The organism is Micromonospora andamanensis (assembly GCF_016863495.1).
GTDB lineage: Bacteria > Actinomycetota > Actinomycetes > Mycobacteriales > Micromonosporaceae > Micromonospora > Micromonospora andamanensis.
Genome location: NZ_BOOZ01000008.1, coordinates 84,987 through 101,560 on the forward strand (window position 1 = coordinate 84,987; position 16,574 = coordinate 101,560).

Annotated in this window: 14 protein-coding genes; 12 read left to right on the forward strand and 2 right to left on the reverse strand. The window is 73.0% G+C overall.

All coding sequences use genetic code 11. The features are described from left to right. Positions 1-155 precede the first annotated feature (155 nt). Positions 156-788 carry a uracil phosphoribosyltransferase gene (gene upp / locus Van01_RS10215; protein WP_204004858.1) on the reverse strand — a complete coding sequence of 211 codons (633 nt, stop codon included), beginning with the start codon at positions 786-788 and terminating at the stop codon, positions 156-158. A gap of 134 nt (positions 789-922) precedes the next feature. Here upp and deoC point away from each other — a divergent pair, with 134 nt between their 5' ends. The 10 genes from deoC to Van01_RS10265 all read left to right on the forward strand — a co-directional run bounded on the left by deoC (position 923) and on the right by Van01_RS10265 (position 12,621). Continuing rightward, positions 923-1,882, forward strand: a complete 960-nt coding sequence (gene deoC, locus Van01_RS10220) for a deoxyribose-phosphate aldolase (protein ID WP_204004862.1) — start codon at positions 923-925, stop codon at positions 1,880-1,882. Between the two features lie 5 nt (positions 1,883-1,887). Then, positions 1,888-3,345, forward strand: coding sequence for an aldehyde dehydrogenase family protein (locus tag Van01_RS10225; RefSeq protein WP_204004865.1), 1,458 nt, complete (start codon positions 1,888-1,890; stop codon positions 3,343-3,345). Further along, positions 3,338-4,162, forward strand: coding sequence for an aldehyde dehydrogenase family protein (locus Van01_RS10230; protein ID WP_204004868.1), 825 nt, complete (start codon positions 3,338-3,340; stop codon positions 4,160-4,162). The genes Van01_RS10225 and Van01_RS10230 overlap by 8 nt, the downstream gene beginning before the upstream one ends. A gap of 411 nt (positions 4,163-4,573) precedes the next feature. Next, entirely contained in the window at positions 4,574-5,059 is a 486-nt protein-coding gene (locus Van01_RS10235) for a BlaI/MecI/CopY family transcriptional regulator (RefSeq protein WP_204004871.1), read from the forward strand. Between the two features lie 9 nt (positions 5,060-5,068). Further along, complete coding sequence (locus tag Van01_RS10240; protein WP_204004874.1) at positions 5,069-5,974, forward strand: M56 family metallopeptidase; 906 nt, start codon at positions 5,069-5,071, stop codon at positions 5,972-5,974. A 115-nt stretch (positions 5,975-6,089) separates the two neighbouring features. Continuing rightward, complete coding sequence (locus tag Van01_RS10245) at positions 6,090-7,346, forward strand: cytochrome ubiquinol oxidase subunit I (RefSeq protein ID WP_204004877.1); 1,257 nt, start codon at positions 6,090-6,092, stop codon at positions 7,344-7,346. A 10-nt stretch (positions 7,347-7,356) separates the two neighbouring features. Next, positions 7,357-8,364 carry a cytochrome d ubiquinol oxidase subunit II gene (gene cydB / locus Van01_RS10250; protein WP_204004880.1) on the forward strand — a complete coding sequence of 336 codons (1,008 nt, stop codon included), beginning with the start codon at positions 7,357-7,359 and terminating at the stop codon, positions 8,362-8,364. Further along, positions 8,361-10,037: a thiol reductant ABC exporter subunit CydD gene (gene cydD, locus Van01_RS10255; protein WP_204004896.1), complete on the forward strand. Its 1,677-nt coding sequence runs from the start codon at positions 8,361-8,363 to the stop codon at positions 10,035-10,037. Before cydB ends, cydD begins: the two co-directional genes overlap by 4 nt. A 58-nt stretch (positions 10,038-10,095) precedes the next feature. Beyond that, entirely contained in the window at positions 10,096-11,883 is a 1,788-nt protein-coding gene (gene cydC / locus Van01_RS10260) for a thiol reductant ABC exporter subunit CydC (protein ID WP_204004912.1), read from the forward strand. A 66-nt stretch (positions 11,884-11,949) separates the two neighbouring features. Further along, positions 11,950-12,621: a permease prefix domain 1-containing protein gene (locus tag Van01_RS10265; protein ID WP_204004927.1), complete on the forward strand. Its 672-nt coding sequence runs from the start codon at positions 11,950-11,952 to the stop codon at positions 12,619-12,621. 3 nt (positions 12,622-12,624) lie between these two features. Here the strand turns inward: Van01_RS10265 and Van01_RS10270 are convergent, their stop codons facing one another. Beyond that, positions 12,625-12,966, reverse strand: a complete 342-nt coding sequence (locus Van01_RS10270) for a PadR family transcriptional regulator (RefSeq protein WP_204004930.1) — start codon at positions 12,964-12,966, stop codon at positions 12,625-12,627. Between the two features lie 79 nt (positions 12,967-13,045). Between Van01_RS10270 and Van01_RS10275 the strand changes: the two genes are divergently transcribed. Next, positions 13,046-14,059, forward strand: a complete 1,014-nt coding sequence (locus Van01_RS10275; RefSeq protein ID WP_204004933.1) for a SatS C-terminal domain-containing protein — start codon at positions 13,046-13,048, stop codon at positions 14,057-14,059. Positions 14,060-14,099: 40 nt separating this feature from the next. Then, positions 14,100-16,448 (forward strand): transposase, encoded by a 2,349-nt coding sequence (locus tag Van01_RS10280; RefSeq protein ID WP_204004937.1) that lies wholly within the window; start codon positions 14,100-14,102, stop codon positions 16,446-16,448. Positions 16,449-16,574 lie beyond the last annotated feature (126 nt).

Below are 16,574 nucleotides of genomic sequence, written 5' to 3' on the forward strand. Positions count from 1 at the left end.
CGCCACTGCCCGCAGCACAAACCGCCGCCGGAATGAGCGGCCGTGGCCCACTGCCGGCGGCCGTGGCCCACTGCCGGCGGCCGACGCCCGCTGTCCGGCGGCTGTGGCCCGCTGCCGGCCGATCGGCACGGTCGTTCGCCCGGCGCTGCCGGCGCTCAGAAGCGGGGCATGCCGCCGAACTGCCGGTCACCGGCGTCACCGAGGCCCGGCACGATGAACATGCTGTCGTTGAGGCCGTCGTCGACAGCGGCGGTGACCAGGCGCAACGGCAGTCCGGAACGCTCCAACCGCTGGATGCCGGCCGGCGCGGCGAGCACACAGAGCACTGTGATGTCGGTGCAGCCCCGCTCGGCCAGCAGCCGGCAGCAGTGCTCAAGTGAGCCGCCGGTGGCCAGCATCGGGTCGAGGACCAGCACGGGCAGGCCGGCGAGATCCCGGGGTAGCGACTCCATGTAGGCGCGCGGCTCGAACGTCTCCTCGTCCCGGGCCAGCCCGACGAAACCCATCGAGGACTCGGGCAGCAGCCCGAGCGCGGCGTCGGCCATGCCGAGGCCCGCCCGCAGCACCGGCACCAGCAGCGGCGGATTGGCCAGCCGGGTGCCCTCGGTGCCGGTCACCGGCGTCTGCACCGGGTAGGTCTCCACCGGGAAGGAGCGCGCCGCCTCGTACACAAGCATGGTGGTGAGTTCGTGCAGCGCCGCCCGGAACATGGCGGAGTCGGTGCGTTCGTCCCGCATGGCGGTCAGCCGGGACTGGGCGAGCGGGTGGTCAATGACGAGTACGTCCACGATCGCTCAACCTACCCGCCCCGGACACCGGCGCGCGGGCCCCGGGCACGACCAGCGACGTCGCTCACCCGGGAGCGCTCCGACGACCACAGTGACCAAGATCATGCGACCGGAACCTGCGTAGACTTCGGGGCATGACGGCGACAGCGACGTCGGCCCGCTCGGACCTCTCCGAGCTGGGACGATCCGAGACCGCTCTGCGGACCTTCCTGCACGGCCTACCGGGCGTGGACCAGGTCGGCGCGGAGCAGCGGGCAGCCCAACTCGGCACCCGATCCATCAAGACCACTGCCAAGGCTGAGGCGATCGACCTCGCCATCCGGATGGTCGACCTGACGACCCTTGAGGGCGCGGACACGCCCGGCAAGGTGCGGGCGCTCGCCGCCAAGGCGCTGCGACCCGATCCGGCCGACCCGTCCTGCCCGCACGTCGGCGCGGTATGCGTCTACCCGGCGATGGTCCCGTACGTGGCCGAGGTGTTGCGCGGCAGCGCAGTTCATCTGGCCAGCGTGGCGACGTCGTTCCCGTCGGGCCAGGCACCGCTGGAGATCAAGCTCGCCGACACCCGCGCCGCCGTCGAAGCGGGCGCCGACGAGATCGACATGGTCATCAACCGGGGCGCATTCCTGGCCGGCCGCTACTCCGAGGTGTACGACGAGATCGTCGCCACCAAGCATGCCTGCGGGGACGCCCACCTCAAGGTGATCCTGGAGACCGGCGAGCTGGCCACCTACGACAACGTGCGCCGCGCCTCGTGGCTGGCGATGCTGGCCGGCGGTGACTTCATCAAGACCTCCACCGGCAAGGTCCCGGTCGCCGCCACGTTGCCGGTGACCCTGGTGATGCTGGAGGCGGTACGCGACTTCCGGGCCGCCACCGGGCGGCAGGTCGGCGTGAAACCGGCCGGCGGCATCAAGACCACCAAGGACGCGATCAAGTACCTGGTCATGGTCAACGAGACCGTCGGCCCGGACTGGCTGCACCCGGACTGGTTCCGCTTCGGCGCCTCCAGCCTCCTCAACGACCTGCTCATGCAGCGCACCAAGCTGACGACCGGCGTGTACGCCGGTCCCGACTACTTCACCCTGGACTGACCGCGATGTTCGAATACGCACCCGCCCCCGAGTCACGCTCGGTGGTAGACCTCAAGCCCTCGTACGGGCTCTTCATCGACGGGAAGTTCGTCGACCCGGCCGACGGATCCAGCTTCAAGTCGATCAACCCGGCCTCCGAGGAGGTGCTGGCCGAGGTCGCCGAGGGCGGCGCGCAGGACGTTGACCGCGCCGTCCGGGCAGCCCGCAAGGCGTACGAGAAGGTCTGGGGGCCGATGCCGGGCCGGGACCGGGCCAAGTACCTGTTCCGCATCGCCCGGATCATCCAGGAACGCTCCCGCGAACTCGCCGTGCTGGAGTCGCTCGACAACGGCAAGCCGATCAGGGAATCCCGGGACGTCGACCTGCCGCTGGTCGCCGCGCACTTCTTCTACTACGCCGGCTGGGCCGACAAGCTGGAGTACGCCGGGTTCGGCCGGAGGCCGACGAGCCAGCAGAGCGGCACCAGCCCGCAGCCGCTCGGCGTGGCGGCGCAGGTCATCCCGTGGAACTTCCCGCTGCTGATGCTGGCCTGGAAGATCGCCCCGGCGCTTGCCGCCGGCAACACAGTGGTGTTGAAGCCGGCCGAGACCACCCCGCTGACCGCGCTGCTCTTCGCCGAGATCTGCCAGCAGGCCGACCTGCCGGCCGGCGTGGTCAACATCGTCACCGGTGCCGGCGAGACCGGCCGGGCGCTCATCGAGCACGACGGCGTGGACAAGGTCGCCTTTACCGGCTCCACCGACGTCGGGCGGGCCATCGCCCGCGCGGTCGCCGGCAGCCGCAAGAAGCTCACCCTGGAACTTGGCGGCAAGGCCGCCAACATCGTCTTCGACGACGCCCCGGTCGACCAGGCCGTCGAGGGCATCGTCAACGGCATCTTCTTCAACCAGGGGCACGTCTGCTGCGCCGGTTCCCGGCTGCTGATCCAGGAGTCCGTCGCCGAGCAGGTGCTGGAGTCGCTCAAGCGGCGGATGGCCCAGCTGCGCCTCGGTGACCCGCTGGACAAGAACACCGACATCGGTGCCATCAACTCCGCCGCGCAGCTGTCCCGCATCCGGGAGCTGACCGAGGCCGGCGCCGCCGAGGGCGCGCAGCAGTGGTCACCCCCCTGCGAGCTGCCCGACCGGGGCTTCTGGTTCGCGCCCACCATCTTCACCGGCGTCACCCAGGCCCACCGGATCGCCCGCGAGGAGATCTTCGGCCCGGTGCTGTCCGTACTCACCTTCCGCACCCCGGCCGAGGCCGTGGAAAAGGCCAACAACACGCCGTACGGGTTGTCGGCCGGGATCTGGACCGAGAAGGGCTCCCGGATCCTGTGGATGGCCGACCGGCTGCGCGCCGGAGTGGTCTGGGCCAACACGTTCAACAAGTTCGACCCGACCTCGCCGTTCGGCGGATACAAGGAGTCGGGCTACGGTCGCGAGGGCGGCCGGCACGGGCTGGAGGCGTACCTCAATGTCTGAGCGGGTCGCGGTACGCAAGACGTACAAGCTCTTCATCGGCGGGAAGTTCCCGCGTAGCGAGTCGGGACGGTCGTATCTCGTGCAGGACTCCAACGTGTCGCTGGCCTCGCGCAAGGACGCGCGGGACGCCGTGGTGGCCGCCCGCGCGGCGGTGAAGGGCTGGGCCGGGGCGACCGCGTACAACCGGGGTCAGATCCTCTACCGGGTCGCCGAGATGCTCGAAGGCCGGCGCGAGCAGTTCGTCGCGCTCGGCGTACCGGCCGACGAGGTGGACGCGGCGACCGACCGCTGGGTCTGGTACGCCGGCTGGTCGGACAAGCTCCCGCAGGTGTACGGCGGCGCGAACCCGGTCGCCGGGCCGTACTTCAACCTGTCGGCACCCGAGCCGACAGGGGTGGTGGCGGTGGTGGCCCCCGAGGCACCGGCGCTGCTCGGTCTGGTCAGTGTGATCGCCCCGGCGATCGTCACCGGCAACACGGTGGTGGTGGCCGCCTCGCCGGCGGCACCGCTGGCCGCGGTCACCCTGGCCGAGGTGCTGGCCACCTCGGACCTGCCGGGCGGGGTGGTCAACATCCTCACCGGTCGCCTGCCGGAGACCGTACCCACGCTGGCCGCGCACATGGACGTCAACGCCATCGACCTGACCGGCGTGACCGACCCGGAGCTGGCCGCGGACCTGGAGGTCAAGGCGGCGGAGAACCTCAAGCGGGTGCTCCGCCCGGCACCGCAGGGCCACGACTGGTCGGCGGATCCGGGGCTCGGTCGGATGACATCTCTGTTGGAGACGAAGACGGTCTGGCATCCCAAGGGGGTTTGACTTCCCTTGCTCTTGGGGTTTCCGGGAGCCCCGCTTGGGTGGGGTTTCCGGGGAGCCCCGCCCGCTCCGGGCGGTCAGGCTTGATCCCTGCGCGGGCGGGGCTCCCCGGAAACCCCTGACGTGGGCGCGGGGCGTCCGTGGGTCACGGCTTGCGGGGTGCTGCCCAGCGTCGGCTTCCTGGTCGACGGCGTGGCCCCGGTGCCGGACGACAACATCCCGCACCTGCTGAGGCGGCTCGGGCTGAGGCAGCACTATCCCCGAAGTTGCCGGCACGGGCCCGGGGTAAGGCAGCACTATCCCCGAAGTTGCCGGCACGGGCCCGGGGTAAGGCAGCACTGTTCCCGAAGTTGCTGGCACGGGCCGGGGTGGACGGGGTGGGGGTGGGTCTACTACGGGGGGTAGGATTCAGGGGTGACTCGGCTGGGGGATCTTGAGCGTGCGGTGATGGACGTGCTGTGGGACTCGGTGCCCGCCACGTCGGACGGTGTCACCGTGCGCGAGGTGGCCGACGCCCTGGACGGGCGGGAGCTGGCCTACACCACGGTGATGACCGTGCTGGACCGACTGGCCGGTAAGGGCATGGTGCAGCGCGAGCGGGAGGGTCGGGCGTGGCGTTACCGTGCCGCGGCCAGCCGCGAGGCGTACATCGCCCAGCTCATGCTCGACGCGCTCGACCTGGGTGGCAGCCGCGACGCGGCGCTTGTCCGCTTCGCCCACTCGGTCACCGGCACCGAGGCCGACGTGCTGCGCGCCGCGCTCGCGGCGGAGGCCGGGATGACTGCCGACGCACCTGGGCAGGCGGACGGCCCGGGTCGCGGGTTGACCGACCGGGTCGAGTCGCCGCAGGGTGACCCGGCGTCGCGCGCCGGCCGGGCCGACGAGGCCGCGGAGCGGTAGGGCGACGCCGTGGCGCACACCCTGCACTTCGCCGCCTCGATGGTGGCGTGCTGGCTGATCGCCCAGGTGCTGGCCCGGTCCACCTGGACGTGGCGCAGCCCCCGGGTGGCGATCCTCTGCTGGCAGGCGATCGGCCTGGGGGTCGGTCTCTCCGCGATGGGCCTACCCATCGCGCTGGGCCTCGCCCCGTACCAGCGGGGCACCGGCAGCGCCCTGCTGGCCCTGGTCGACGATCTCTGGCACGGCACCCTGCCCGCCGGTCTCGGTGCGCTGCACCTGGGGCTGGTCGGCGTCGGTCTCGGCGTCGGGGCGGTGCTGCTGACCACGACGGTACGCAGCATCCACGGCACGGTACGCGCCCAGCGTCGGCACCGGGACCTGCTCACCCTGGTCGCCCGGCGGGATCCGACGGTGCCCGGGGCACTTGTCCTCGACCACCCGGGTGCGGCCGCGTACTGCCTTCCGGGGGTGAAGCCCCGGGTGGTGGTCAGCGCCGGCACGCTCAGCCTGCTCGACCGGGCTGAGCTGGCGGCGGTGCTGACCCACGAGCGGGCGCACGCGCAGGAGCGACACGACCTGGTGCTGCTGCCGTTCACCGCGCTCTGTCGCGCGTTGCCCTGGATCCGCTGGGTCCGCGATGCCCACGAGCGGGTGTCCCTGCTTGTCGAGATGCGCGCCGACGACAAGGCCCGCGAGTTGCACGCCGAGGCTCCGCTGGCCGGTGCGTTGCGCCGGTTCGCCGCCGCCGGAAACCGGATCACGCCGGCCGGTGCGCTCGGCGTGGGCGACCGGGATCTGGACGTACGGGTGCAGCGGTTGCTGGTCACCGAGCGGCCGGCTCGGTTGCTCGGCGCCACCGCCCTGACCGTGACCGTGACGGTGGCCGCCCTGCCGGTCTCGCTCTTCCTCAGCTGACCGACCCTGAACTAACCCTGATCATGCCGACCCGGCGCGCATCGCGACAGTATATGTAGCGTCTCTACGTGTAGGCTCCCTATTCGCAATGAATCCTGTCCCGGGAGAGCCCACCATGGACACCCTGCTCCTCGCTCGCCTGCAGTTCGCCACCACCGCCTCGGTCCACTTCCTCTTCGTGGCCGTCACGCTCGGCCTGGTCACCCTGCTCGTCGGGATGCAGACCGCCTGGGTGGTCACCGGCAACCACAGGTGGGAGCGGCTGACCCGCTTCTGGGGCCAGCTCTACGTGATCAACTACGTGCTCGGCATCGCGACGGGCGTCGTGATGGAGTTCCAGTTCGGGCTGAACTGGAGCGGGCTGTCGCGCTACGTCGGCAACGTCTTCGGCGCCCCACTGGCGATCGAGACCCTTGTCGCCTTCTTCCTGGAGTCGACGTTCCTCGGTATGTGGATCTTCGGTTGGCACCGGCTGCGGCGCGGCGCGCACCTCGCGCTGCTCTACGGAGTCGCGATCACCGCGTACGCCTCGGCGTTCTGGATCATGGTGGCCAACTCCTGGTTGCAGAACCCGGTCGGCTACGAGGTGCGCGACGGCGTAGCCCACCTGACCGACTTCGCGGCGCTGCTGACCAACCCGGCCCTGTGGATGGCTCTCGGGCACGTGGTGTCCGCCGCCCTGCTCACCGGCGGCCTGCTGATGGCGGCGATAAGCGCCTGGCACCTCAACCGCCGCACCCCGGACCTTGCGCTGTTCCGCAGCTCGCTGCGGATCGGTCTGGTCACCGCCGCGCTGGCGATCACCCTCGTGCAGGGTTTCGGCTTCGCCCAGTTCGGGCCGGTGGGCGGCGTGCAACCCACCAAGTTCGGCGGCGACAGCCCGCAGGCCGAGGTGCTGATCGCCGACTGGACCAGCCGGTTCGGCCCCGGCGACTACCTGCCTCCCGCGCTGTCGAACGTCGGCCTCGGCTTCATGATCCTTATCGGTTTCGCCCTCGGCCTGCTCTGGCTGCTCGTCCCGCTGCTCTGGCGGGACTGGATCATCCGCCTCCGATTCCCACTGTGGCTGCTGATGCTCGCCCTGCCCCTGCCGTTCGTCGCGCTGATCCTCGGCTGGATCGCCCGCGAGGTCGGCCGCCATCCCTGGGTGGCGTACGGGCTGCTGCCTGTGGACCAGGCGGTCTCGCCGATCAGCCCCTGGCTGATGGCGGCCTCGCTTGTCGGCTTCACCCTGCTGCTCGGCACGCTCGCCGTCACCAACTGGATGCTGCTCGCCCGGTACGCCGCCCGGGGTGCCGCAGACCCCGCTCTCGGCCGCCCGCCGGCCCAACCGCCGGCCGACGACCCACGCCCCGAACCCGCTTTCGCCTGAGGAGCCGGAGATGGAACTCGCCTGGTACGCCCTACTCGGCCTCTTCTTCGCCGGCTACCTGGTGCTCGGCGGCTACGACTACGGCGTCGGCCTGCTGCTCGCCCGTGGCGCTGACGCGCCACGCCGACGCGCCGCCCTCAACGCGGTAGGTCCTTTCTTCCTCGGCAACGAGGTGTGGCTGGTGGCCGCCGCCGGCATCCTGTTCGGCGCGTTTCCCGTGCTGGAGGGGGAACTGCTCGCCGGCAGCTACCCGGCGGTGGCCGCCGCGCTCGCCGGAGTGATCCTGGTGACCGCCGGGGTGCAGCTCCGCAGCCGGCCGGACAGCGCGCGGGCCCGCGCCGCCTGGGACCGGGTGATCGTGGTCGGCAGCCTGCTCGCCGCGCTCGGCTGGGGTGTGGTGCTCGCCGGACTGCTCCAGGGCGTACCGCTGCGCGCCGACGGACACGTCGCCGGGGTGACGCACCTGTTCACTCCGTTCGCCGCCGCCACCGGGCTGGCCGTGCTGGCGCTGGTCGTGGCGCACGGTGCGACTTTCCTCACGCTCCAGTTACCCACAGTCGAGGGCGACCGGCTCCGACCACTGGCCCGCCGGCTACTCCTCACCGCGATCGTCGCGGTCGGCGCGGCCACCGTCGCCGGCTTGCTCTCCGACCGGGTACGCGCCGCCGCGCAGCGCCCCGCGGTCGGCGTACTGCTGGCGGTGTTGCTGGTGACGGCCCTGCTGGCGGCGCGGGCGGCGCTCGGGCGGCGGCGGCCCGGGCTGGCCTTCGCGGCCACCGCGACGGCGCTCGCACTCCCGGTGCTGCTGATCGGGGCGACCCTCTGGCCGTACGCGCTGGTGTCGACCGTGGAACCGAGCGCGTCACTGACGGTGACCGATGCGGCCGCCAGCGGGCCGACCCTGCGTCTGCTGGGCTGGCTGACGGTACCGCTGCTGCCGGCCCTACTAGGCTTCCAGGCGATGTGCTTGTGGATTTTCCGGGGACGGGCCGACGGCAGGGCACCGGTGTACTGGTGAGCCGCCGCCGCCCCTTCGACCCGCGGCTGCTGCGTCGGGTTCCCGCTGCCCGACGCGACCTAGCCCTGCTCGCGCTGCTCGGCGTGCTCGCCGCCGGACTGGTCGTGGCACAGGCCACCGCCCTGGCCGTGCTGCTGGCCACGGCCTTCACCGGGCGACTGGACCGGGCCGCGCTCGTCGGTCTGCTGGCCGCCGTCGCGGCCCGCTCGCTCGTGGTCTGGGCACAGGGCGCGGTGTCCGCGCGGGTGGCCGCGACGGTCAAGGCGGCACTGCGGGCGGACCTGTTGGGTGCGGTCGCCCGACACGGGCCGGGTTGGGTCGCCGGTCAGCGGGCCGGGCAGCTGGCCACGCTCGCCGGTCGGGGACTGGACGCGCTCGACGCCTATTTCACCGGCTACCTGCCGCAACTCGTGCTCAGCATCACCGTGCCGGTGGCGGTGCTGGGCCGGGTCCTCGTCGCCGACTGGAGCTCCGCGGTGATCATCGCGCTGACGCTACCGCTCATCCCGATCTTCGGCGCGTTGCTCGGCTGGCAGGCCCAGGCCGCCACCGAGCGCCAGTGGCGACGGCTGTCGCTGCTCGGCGGGCACTTCCTGGACATGGTGGCCGGTCTGCCCACGCTGCGCGCGTTCGGCCGGGCCCGGGCGCAGACCGACGCGGTCCGACGGATGGCCGACGGTCACCGGATCGCCACCATGAAGACGCTGCGGATCGCCTTTCTCTCCGCGCTGGTGCTGGAACTCGTCGCCACCCTGTCGGTGGCGCTTGTCGCCGTCCCGGTCGGCATCCGGCTGCTCGGCGGCGGTTTGGCGTTGCAGACCGCGCTGCTGGTGCTGCTGCTGACCCCGGAGGCGTACCTGCCGCTGCGGGCGGCCGGCAGCCGGTTCCACGCGAGCATGGAAGGGCTCACCGCGCTGGACGAGGCGCTCACCCTCTCCGGCTCGGCACCCCCGGCACCGGCGAGGCAGCCGGGCCCACGACCGGACGGGCGCGCCGAGATCCGCTTCGAATCGGTGACCGTCACGTACGAGCGCACCACGGCGTTGCGCGACGTGTCGTTGACCATCCGGCCGGGCGAACGCATCGCGATCATCGGGCCGAGTGGTGCCGGCAAAAGCACCCTGCTCAACCTGCTGCTCGGCTTCGTGAGCCCGACCGACGGCCGGGTCACCGTCGGCGGGGTCGACCTGGCCGAGGCCGACCTCGACGACTGGCGACGACAGGTGGCGTGGGTGCCCCAGCGGGCCCACCTGTTCGCCACGTCGCTGGCCGACAACATCCGGCTCGGCACCCCCGACGCCACAGCCGCCGATCTCGCCGCCGCGGTCCGCGCCGCCGCGCTGGACGAGGTGGTCACCGCCCTGCCCGACGGGCTGGACACCCTGCTCGGCGAGCGGGGGCACGGTCTGTCCAGCGGGCAGCGGCAACGAGTCGCCCTGGCCCGGGCGTTCCTGCGGGACGCACCTGTGGTCCTGCTCGACGAACCGACCGCGCGCCTCGACGCCGCCGCCGAGGCGGCGGTGCTGTCGGCCACCCGTGAGTTGGTCGCCGGCCGTACCGCGCTCCTGGTGGCTCACCGGCCCGCGCTGCTCACCGACGTCGACCGGATCCTGCGGGTCGAGGACGGGCGGGTCACCGAACTCACTCCGGCACCGGCCGGGGAGCGCCGATGAGCGGGCGCACCAGCGCGCTGGTATCTCGTCGCCGCACCGAGCGAAGCGAGGCGGCGCGATGAGCGGCGGACACTCGCCCGAGCTGGTCGTGCTGCGGCTGGCCCGGCCGTACCTGAAGCGCCTGATCGGCGCCGGGCTGCTCGCCTCCGCCACCGAGTTCGCCGGGCTCGCCCTGATGGCGACCGCGACCTGGCTGCTGATGACCGCCGCCGGTCAGCCTCCGCTGGATCGGCTCACCGTGGCGATCGTCGCGGTACGGGCGCTGGCGGTGAGCCGGGGCGTACTGCGCTACACCGAACGCCTGGCCGGGCACGACGCCGTGCTGCGCCTGGTCACCGACGTCCGGGCCCGGGTCTTCGACACGCTGGCGACCCGGCATGGTGACCCGCCCCGCAGCGGAGACGCGCTGAGCCGACTTGTCTCCGATGTGGAGGCGGTACAGGACCTGCTGCTCCGGGTGGTCGTGCCGGCAGCCGCGGCCGGGCTGGTGAGCGTACTGGCCGTCGGGCTGACCGCGCTGGTCTCGCCGCCGGCCGCGCTCGCTCTCGCCGCCGGGCTGCTGGTGGCCGCCGTGGCCCTGCCGGCGTTGGCGACCGCGCTGACCCGACGGGCCGGTGCGGAGGTGGCGCCGCTGCGTGGTGCGCTCGCCACCGACGCGATCGATCTCACCCACGGCGCTGCCGACCTGGCCGCCTTCGGTGCCACCTCGGACGCGCTGGCGGCAGCCGATCACCGGGCCCGCCGGCTGGCTCGGCTGGAACGGCGACTCGCCGCGCTCGGCTTCGCCGTCGACGCGGCCGGTGTGCTGGTGGCCGGTCTCACCGCCGGTGCGGTGGTGCTCGTGGCCCTCGACGCCGGTGTGGACGGGGTACTTGTCGGCGTCCTGGCCGTCGGCACCCTGGCCGCCGTGGAGATCGCCCTCGCGCTCGTCGGTGCCGCCCGGCAGTGGACCGGTCTGCGGTCCGGGCTGACCCGGGTGGCCCAACTGCTCACCACCGACCGCGCCGGGACCGAGACGGCCGAGACGGCCGAGACGAGCGTGGCCGGGCCGGTCGACACGGGTGACGCCGCCGGTGGGCGGCAGGCCGCGACGGTCCGGTTCGAGGCGGTGACGGTCCGGTACCGGGTCGGTGCTTCCGCCGCGCTCGACGGGTTCGACCTCGAGCTGCCACCCGGACGGCGGGTCGCGGTCGTCGGCCCGAGCGGCGCGGGCAAGAGCACCCTGGCCGCCGTCCTGACCGGTGCGGTGTCCCCCGCCGCCGGCCGGGTCACCCTGGACGGGCGGGACGTGTCGGCGTACCCGCCCGAGGAACTGCCCCATCTGGTCGGCGGGCTGCTCGCCGAGGCGTACGTCTTTCACGCCACCGTCCGGGAGAACATGCTGCTCGGCCGTCCGGGTGCGGACGAGGACGCGCTTGCCGCCGCCGCCACCGCCGCCGGGCTGGCGGACTGGGTCCGGGCGCAGCCGGACGGCTGGGACACGGTGGTCGGCGAGGAGGGCGCCCAGCTCTCCGGTGGCCAACGGCAGCGGCTCGCGCTGGCCCGCGCCCTGCTCGCCGCGCCCGGGGTACTGGTGCTCGACGAGCCCACCGAGGGCCTCGACCCGGTCGCCGCCGACCAGGTGCTGGGCACCGCGTTGGCCGCGACCCCGCCCGGGCATTCGGTGCTGCTGATCACCCACCGGCTCAGCGGGCTCGCCGACGTCGACGAGATCGTGGTGCTGGACGCCGGCCGGGTCGTGCAGCGGGGTCGACACGCCGCGCTCGTGGCGACGCCCGGCTGGTACCGGGAACAGTGGGTGTTGCAGCAGGCCGCCGAGCACGGCTACCTCGCGGTGTCAGGCTGATCCGTCGGGGGCGCCTCCGGGATGTCCCCGAGGCCGGAACGCCCACCCACATGGCAGGGTGGGGCCATGCCGGTCAGGGACGACGTGTTTGTCGAGGAGCACCTGCGGCAGCTCGGCAGTCGGCTCCAAGGGCCGCGCCGGCTGCGAGCCGACCTGATGACCGAGGCCCGGCACGGGCTGCTCGACGCCGTCGAGGCGTACCGGGACAGCGGCCTGCCGCCGCGTGAGGCGGCCCGCCAGGCGGTCGCCGACTTCGGTACGCCGGATCAGCTTGCCCCGGCCTACCAGGCCGAACTCGCGGTGGCCGCGTTGCGCGGGCTGTCCCTGCGAGTGGTCGCCATCGCCGCGACCGGCTCGATCGCCGGTGACCTCACCTGGCAGGGGTCGAGTTGGAGCGGCGGCCCGCGACCGCCTGCCGGTTACCTGCTGTTGTCACAGGCGGTGGAGTGGATCTGGGCAGGGGCGTTCCTGCTCGGCCTGGCCGGGCTGGTGCTGGTCACGGCCACCGCCCGCTCGGCGCGGCCCGCCCTGACCGTGCTGGCCCACGGCTCCGGTGTCGCGTTGACCGGGGCCGCCCTGCTGGGCGCGGTGGCCGGGGTCGGGCTGTTCGCCTGGTCCATCCTGCTGTGGGACGCCGCCCTGACCTGGCCACCGATGATCATCGGCATGGTCGTCGGCGCTGCCGCCCACGCCTGGCTGGGCAGCGCCGCCCGCACCTGGCTGCTGGCCACCCGCTGACGTTCAGCCCATCGCGGTGGGTGCGGTGCCCGGGTCCAGGAATCGGCCGACCGTCGCGCTGAACTCTCGCCATCCGGACCGCTGGTCGGCCAGGGCCCGCCGGCCGGTGTCGGTCAACTCGTAGGTCCGCCGTTCCCGCCCGCTGACTGTGCTCCACGCGCTGACCACGTGCCCGGCGCGCTCCAGCCGCCGCAGCGCCGGGTAGACGGTGCCAGTGGGCAGGTCGAGGTGGCCGTCGCTGCGCGCCCGCAGGGCCTCGATGATGGCGTAGCCGTGCAGCGCCCCTCGTTCCAGCACCGCCAGGAGCAGGGCGTCGAGGTGTCCGTGCAGCGCCTGCGCATTCATAGGTAGACACGCTACTTGTTATCCGGGTGGTGGGCCACCGGGGTGCGGCCAGCGGTTACCGAGCGCAGCCAACTAGGGTATGTGCCCAGAGTCACTCGCCGGCATCAGCGCCGGGGGTGGTAGCCCGACGCACACGGAGGTCACCGTGGCCCGCCAGTCGCCCCAACGGCCGGACGCCGACGAGCCCGAGCTCGATGACACGACCGGCACCAGCGAGCCGGACGTCGCCGAGCCGGCCGACGCCGAGCCCGACGTCGCCGCCGCGCAGACCGCGAACCGCGCGCTCTGGGACGAGCTGCGGATCGATCCGGTGGAGATCGCGCTGCCCGCCGGCACCGGTTTCACCCTGCGGGCGTACCGGCCGGCAAGCGAGCTGACCCCGACCGACGTGGCCGAACGCGACGCCGACGACCCCTTCCTCGCCCGCCGGCAGGTCGACACGGCTGCGGACGACGACGAGGAGGAGGGTGACGTCGTGATCCTCGACGAGGACGTCGCCCGGGAGTTCGCCGAGAGTGAGGACGAGGAGAAGCGGGCACAGGGCGACGACGACGCCGAGGACGGGAAGGACGAGGCCGACGAGGTCGCCGCCGACGAGGCGGGCGACGAGGAGGTGCCGATCTTCCTGACCCACCGGGGCCGGTTGCTGCTGTTCAAGACGCCCGAGTCCCTCGTCAATTTCGTCCGTTCCGGCGCGCCCAACGACCTGTCTCAGCTGGACAGTTGGGCTGAACTGTCCGAACGGGTGGAACCGGCAGACATCGCACCACTGGACGATGACGTCTACGAACTGGATCTCGTCGTGGAGAACCTCCGCGGCGGGCACGACACCTGGGACCCGACGCTGCTCATCGAGGCCGGCGAGGTGGCCCGCGACCTGGCGTACGCCCTGCGGTTGCCGGCGGTGCTGGACATGCTCTCCACCGGCTCCAGTCTCGACGACCTGGACGAAGCGCTGCGGGCGTCCGTCGGCGGCGGCATCGGCGGCTTCATGGGACGGCGTAGGCTGAAGAAAATTGGGGCACAAACCGCAAGTCTGGGTTGGCGGACCATTGTCGGGAAGATCTCTGCGACCGTGGACTGGCGCGACTGACCCACACCAGGGAGCATCAGTCTCTGGCAGAGAAAGCCCTGTGTCCCGGGAGGAGGACGACGCCGTGGCGCTCGTGCGCGTGTACTGCGGTCTGACCTCGGCGGACCCGGCCGACCGACCGGTCTCGGCCGGATCGGCGCTGACGTCCGCTGTGGTCGACGACGCAGGCCGTCTGCTGCATGTCTGCGAGATCGGCGACGACCCGACGGGCTACGCCCGGCTGGTCACGCTGCTCGTGGAACGCTCAGGCGGGCCGAGCGGTGCGGCGATAGCCGCCGACAGCGACGACCACACGATCACTTCTCTGCTCAGTGCCGCCGGTCGCCCCCTGGCGATCGCCGACGACGACTCGGTCGACGACTTCGCCGAGCGGTTCGCCGACGACGACTCGCTCGAGGAGATGCAGTCTCCGCCTGCCGTTCGGCGTGCCATCGGCCTCGCCCGGGCGTTGCAGGCCGGGGCACTGTCGGCGGTGACCCTGCCCGCCCCCCGTGACCTCGCCGGGTACAAGCAGGTCCTCGCCGCGCACGCCGCGCTGGCCAGCGGCCGGCACTCCGCCGCTGTCGCGTTGCGCGAGGTGCTCCGCGAGCTCTACCCGGCCGCGTTGCGCGCCTACCCCGACCCGGCCGAGTCGATTCCGCTGGCCGTGCTGGACGCGCTGCCCGAGCCGGGCATGTTGACCGACGCGGCCGGCCGTGGCCGCGATGCCGCGGTCACGGCGGACGCGGTCGCCGCCCAGCTCGCCACCGAAGGGGCGGGTGACGCGGAGGCGATCGACGAGGCGGTCACCGCGCTGCGCGTCGCCATCTCCGAGACCCCCCGACGGGCCACGGTCAACCGGGCCCTCACCTCCGCCGCCGCCGAGACCATCCGGCAGGCGGTCGCCTCGGTGCGGGCCTGTGACGCCGGCTGCGAGGCACTTGTCGGTGCCCTGCGTGCCCGCACCGCCGGGCCCGTGCAGGCGTCCGGTCGACGAGCCGCCGCGCGACGCGGCGAGCAGGTCGGCGAACTGTCGGCAAGCACCCCGGGCACCACTACCGGTCTGCGCTCGGTACGTCCCAACGGCCCCGAGCCGGCCGGTGGCCGCCGCAGCCGGCCGGAGCCGGTGCCGGGCGCTGCCCCACCGCCCTCTCCGCGTCCGCTCGGGCCACCACCCGTGGCACCCGCGCCTGTCGCTCCGCCGCCTGTCGCGCCGGCCCCGATGACGCCAGCCGCCGTTGCCGGCCCGCCCGCTTCGCCATCGCGCGCTGAGTCGCTCCCCGCGCGCGGCGACGGCCCGACCAACCGACCGATCTCCGCGCCGCCTCCGCCGCCGCCCGGGATCACCCCGATCGCGCCGACGCAGCGCGGTTCCATCCCGCCCGCCGAGGCGGGCGAGCCGTTCCGACCGACGCTCACCACCGCGGCGATCAACCACGCGCGGGCCGAGCGGCAGCGCACAGTCATCCCGCCCCGGCCGAAGACAAACGGCGAACCACCGGCACCTGCCGGCGGCTTCAGCGCCACCGACCTCAGCGTCCCGGTGCCGACGCCCCGGCCGGAGCAGGACAAGACCGCTCCCCCCGGGTCCCGCTCGAACTGGCCGCTCGTCAACAACCCGGAGAACCCGGCGGACACCTCGCCCCGCAATCCCGTCGTCGGCTCGTACGACGACCGGGGTCGGCGCAGTGCTCCGCAGGCTCCGACCGAGCACAGTGCCGACCGCCGGGTCACCCCGCCGTGGCTCGCCGACGACCTGCCGCCAGAGCCTCCGGTGCTGCGGCTGGTCGAGCCGCCACCGCTGGCCGACCGTGCGCTGCGCAACGGGACGGAGCCGCCACCGGAGACGCCGCCGCTACGGCTCGTCGATCGGGGCGGCCCGGAACGCGGCAACCGGGCACCCGAGCGGTTGGACCTGCCACCGGCCCGCCGTGCGGCCGAGCCGCCGATCGAGCACCGGACACCGCCGGTCTCCGACGAGGGCGACGGCGACCTGCTGATCTTCGCGCAGGCCCGCTCCGCCTGGTTCGTGGGACACGGCGAAGAGGCCGACCTGGACTGGTCGACAACTGCCGACAGCGGCTGGCAGGCCGCCGAACAGGCGGCCCGTCCCGCGGTGGGCGCCGAGACGAACGCCGGGCTGCCCAAGCGTGTGCCGCAGGCCAACCTGGTGCCCGGCTCGCCGTTGCGCGAGGAGCGACCACTGCGGATAGTGCGGGACGCGGCCAGCCTGGCCGAGAACACCACAGGCTACTTCCGCGGCTGGCGCCGAGGGCAGGAGATCGGTGGGTTCGCGGTCGGTGGGCGCCCCGGGCGGGAGGCCGCCGGCGGCTGGGACTTCACCCGGGACACCGGCGATCGCGACGACGATCGGGAGTACGAGTACCGCTCCGCCGGCTACCGCTCCTGACCTGAGGACGACGTCGGCAGGGGCGGTGCCCAGCACTCCCTCCGGCGGTCCCGCACCGCCTTTCACCTGCGTGTTCATGCCCACACCCGGATAATTTGACGCCGGGTCGACGGGGCCGGGAGCATA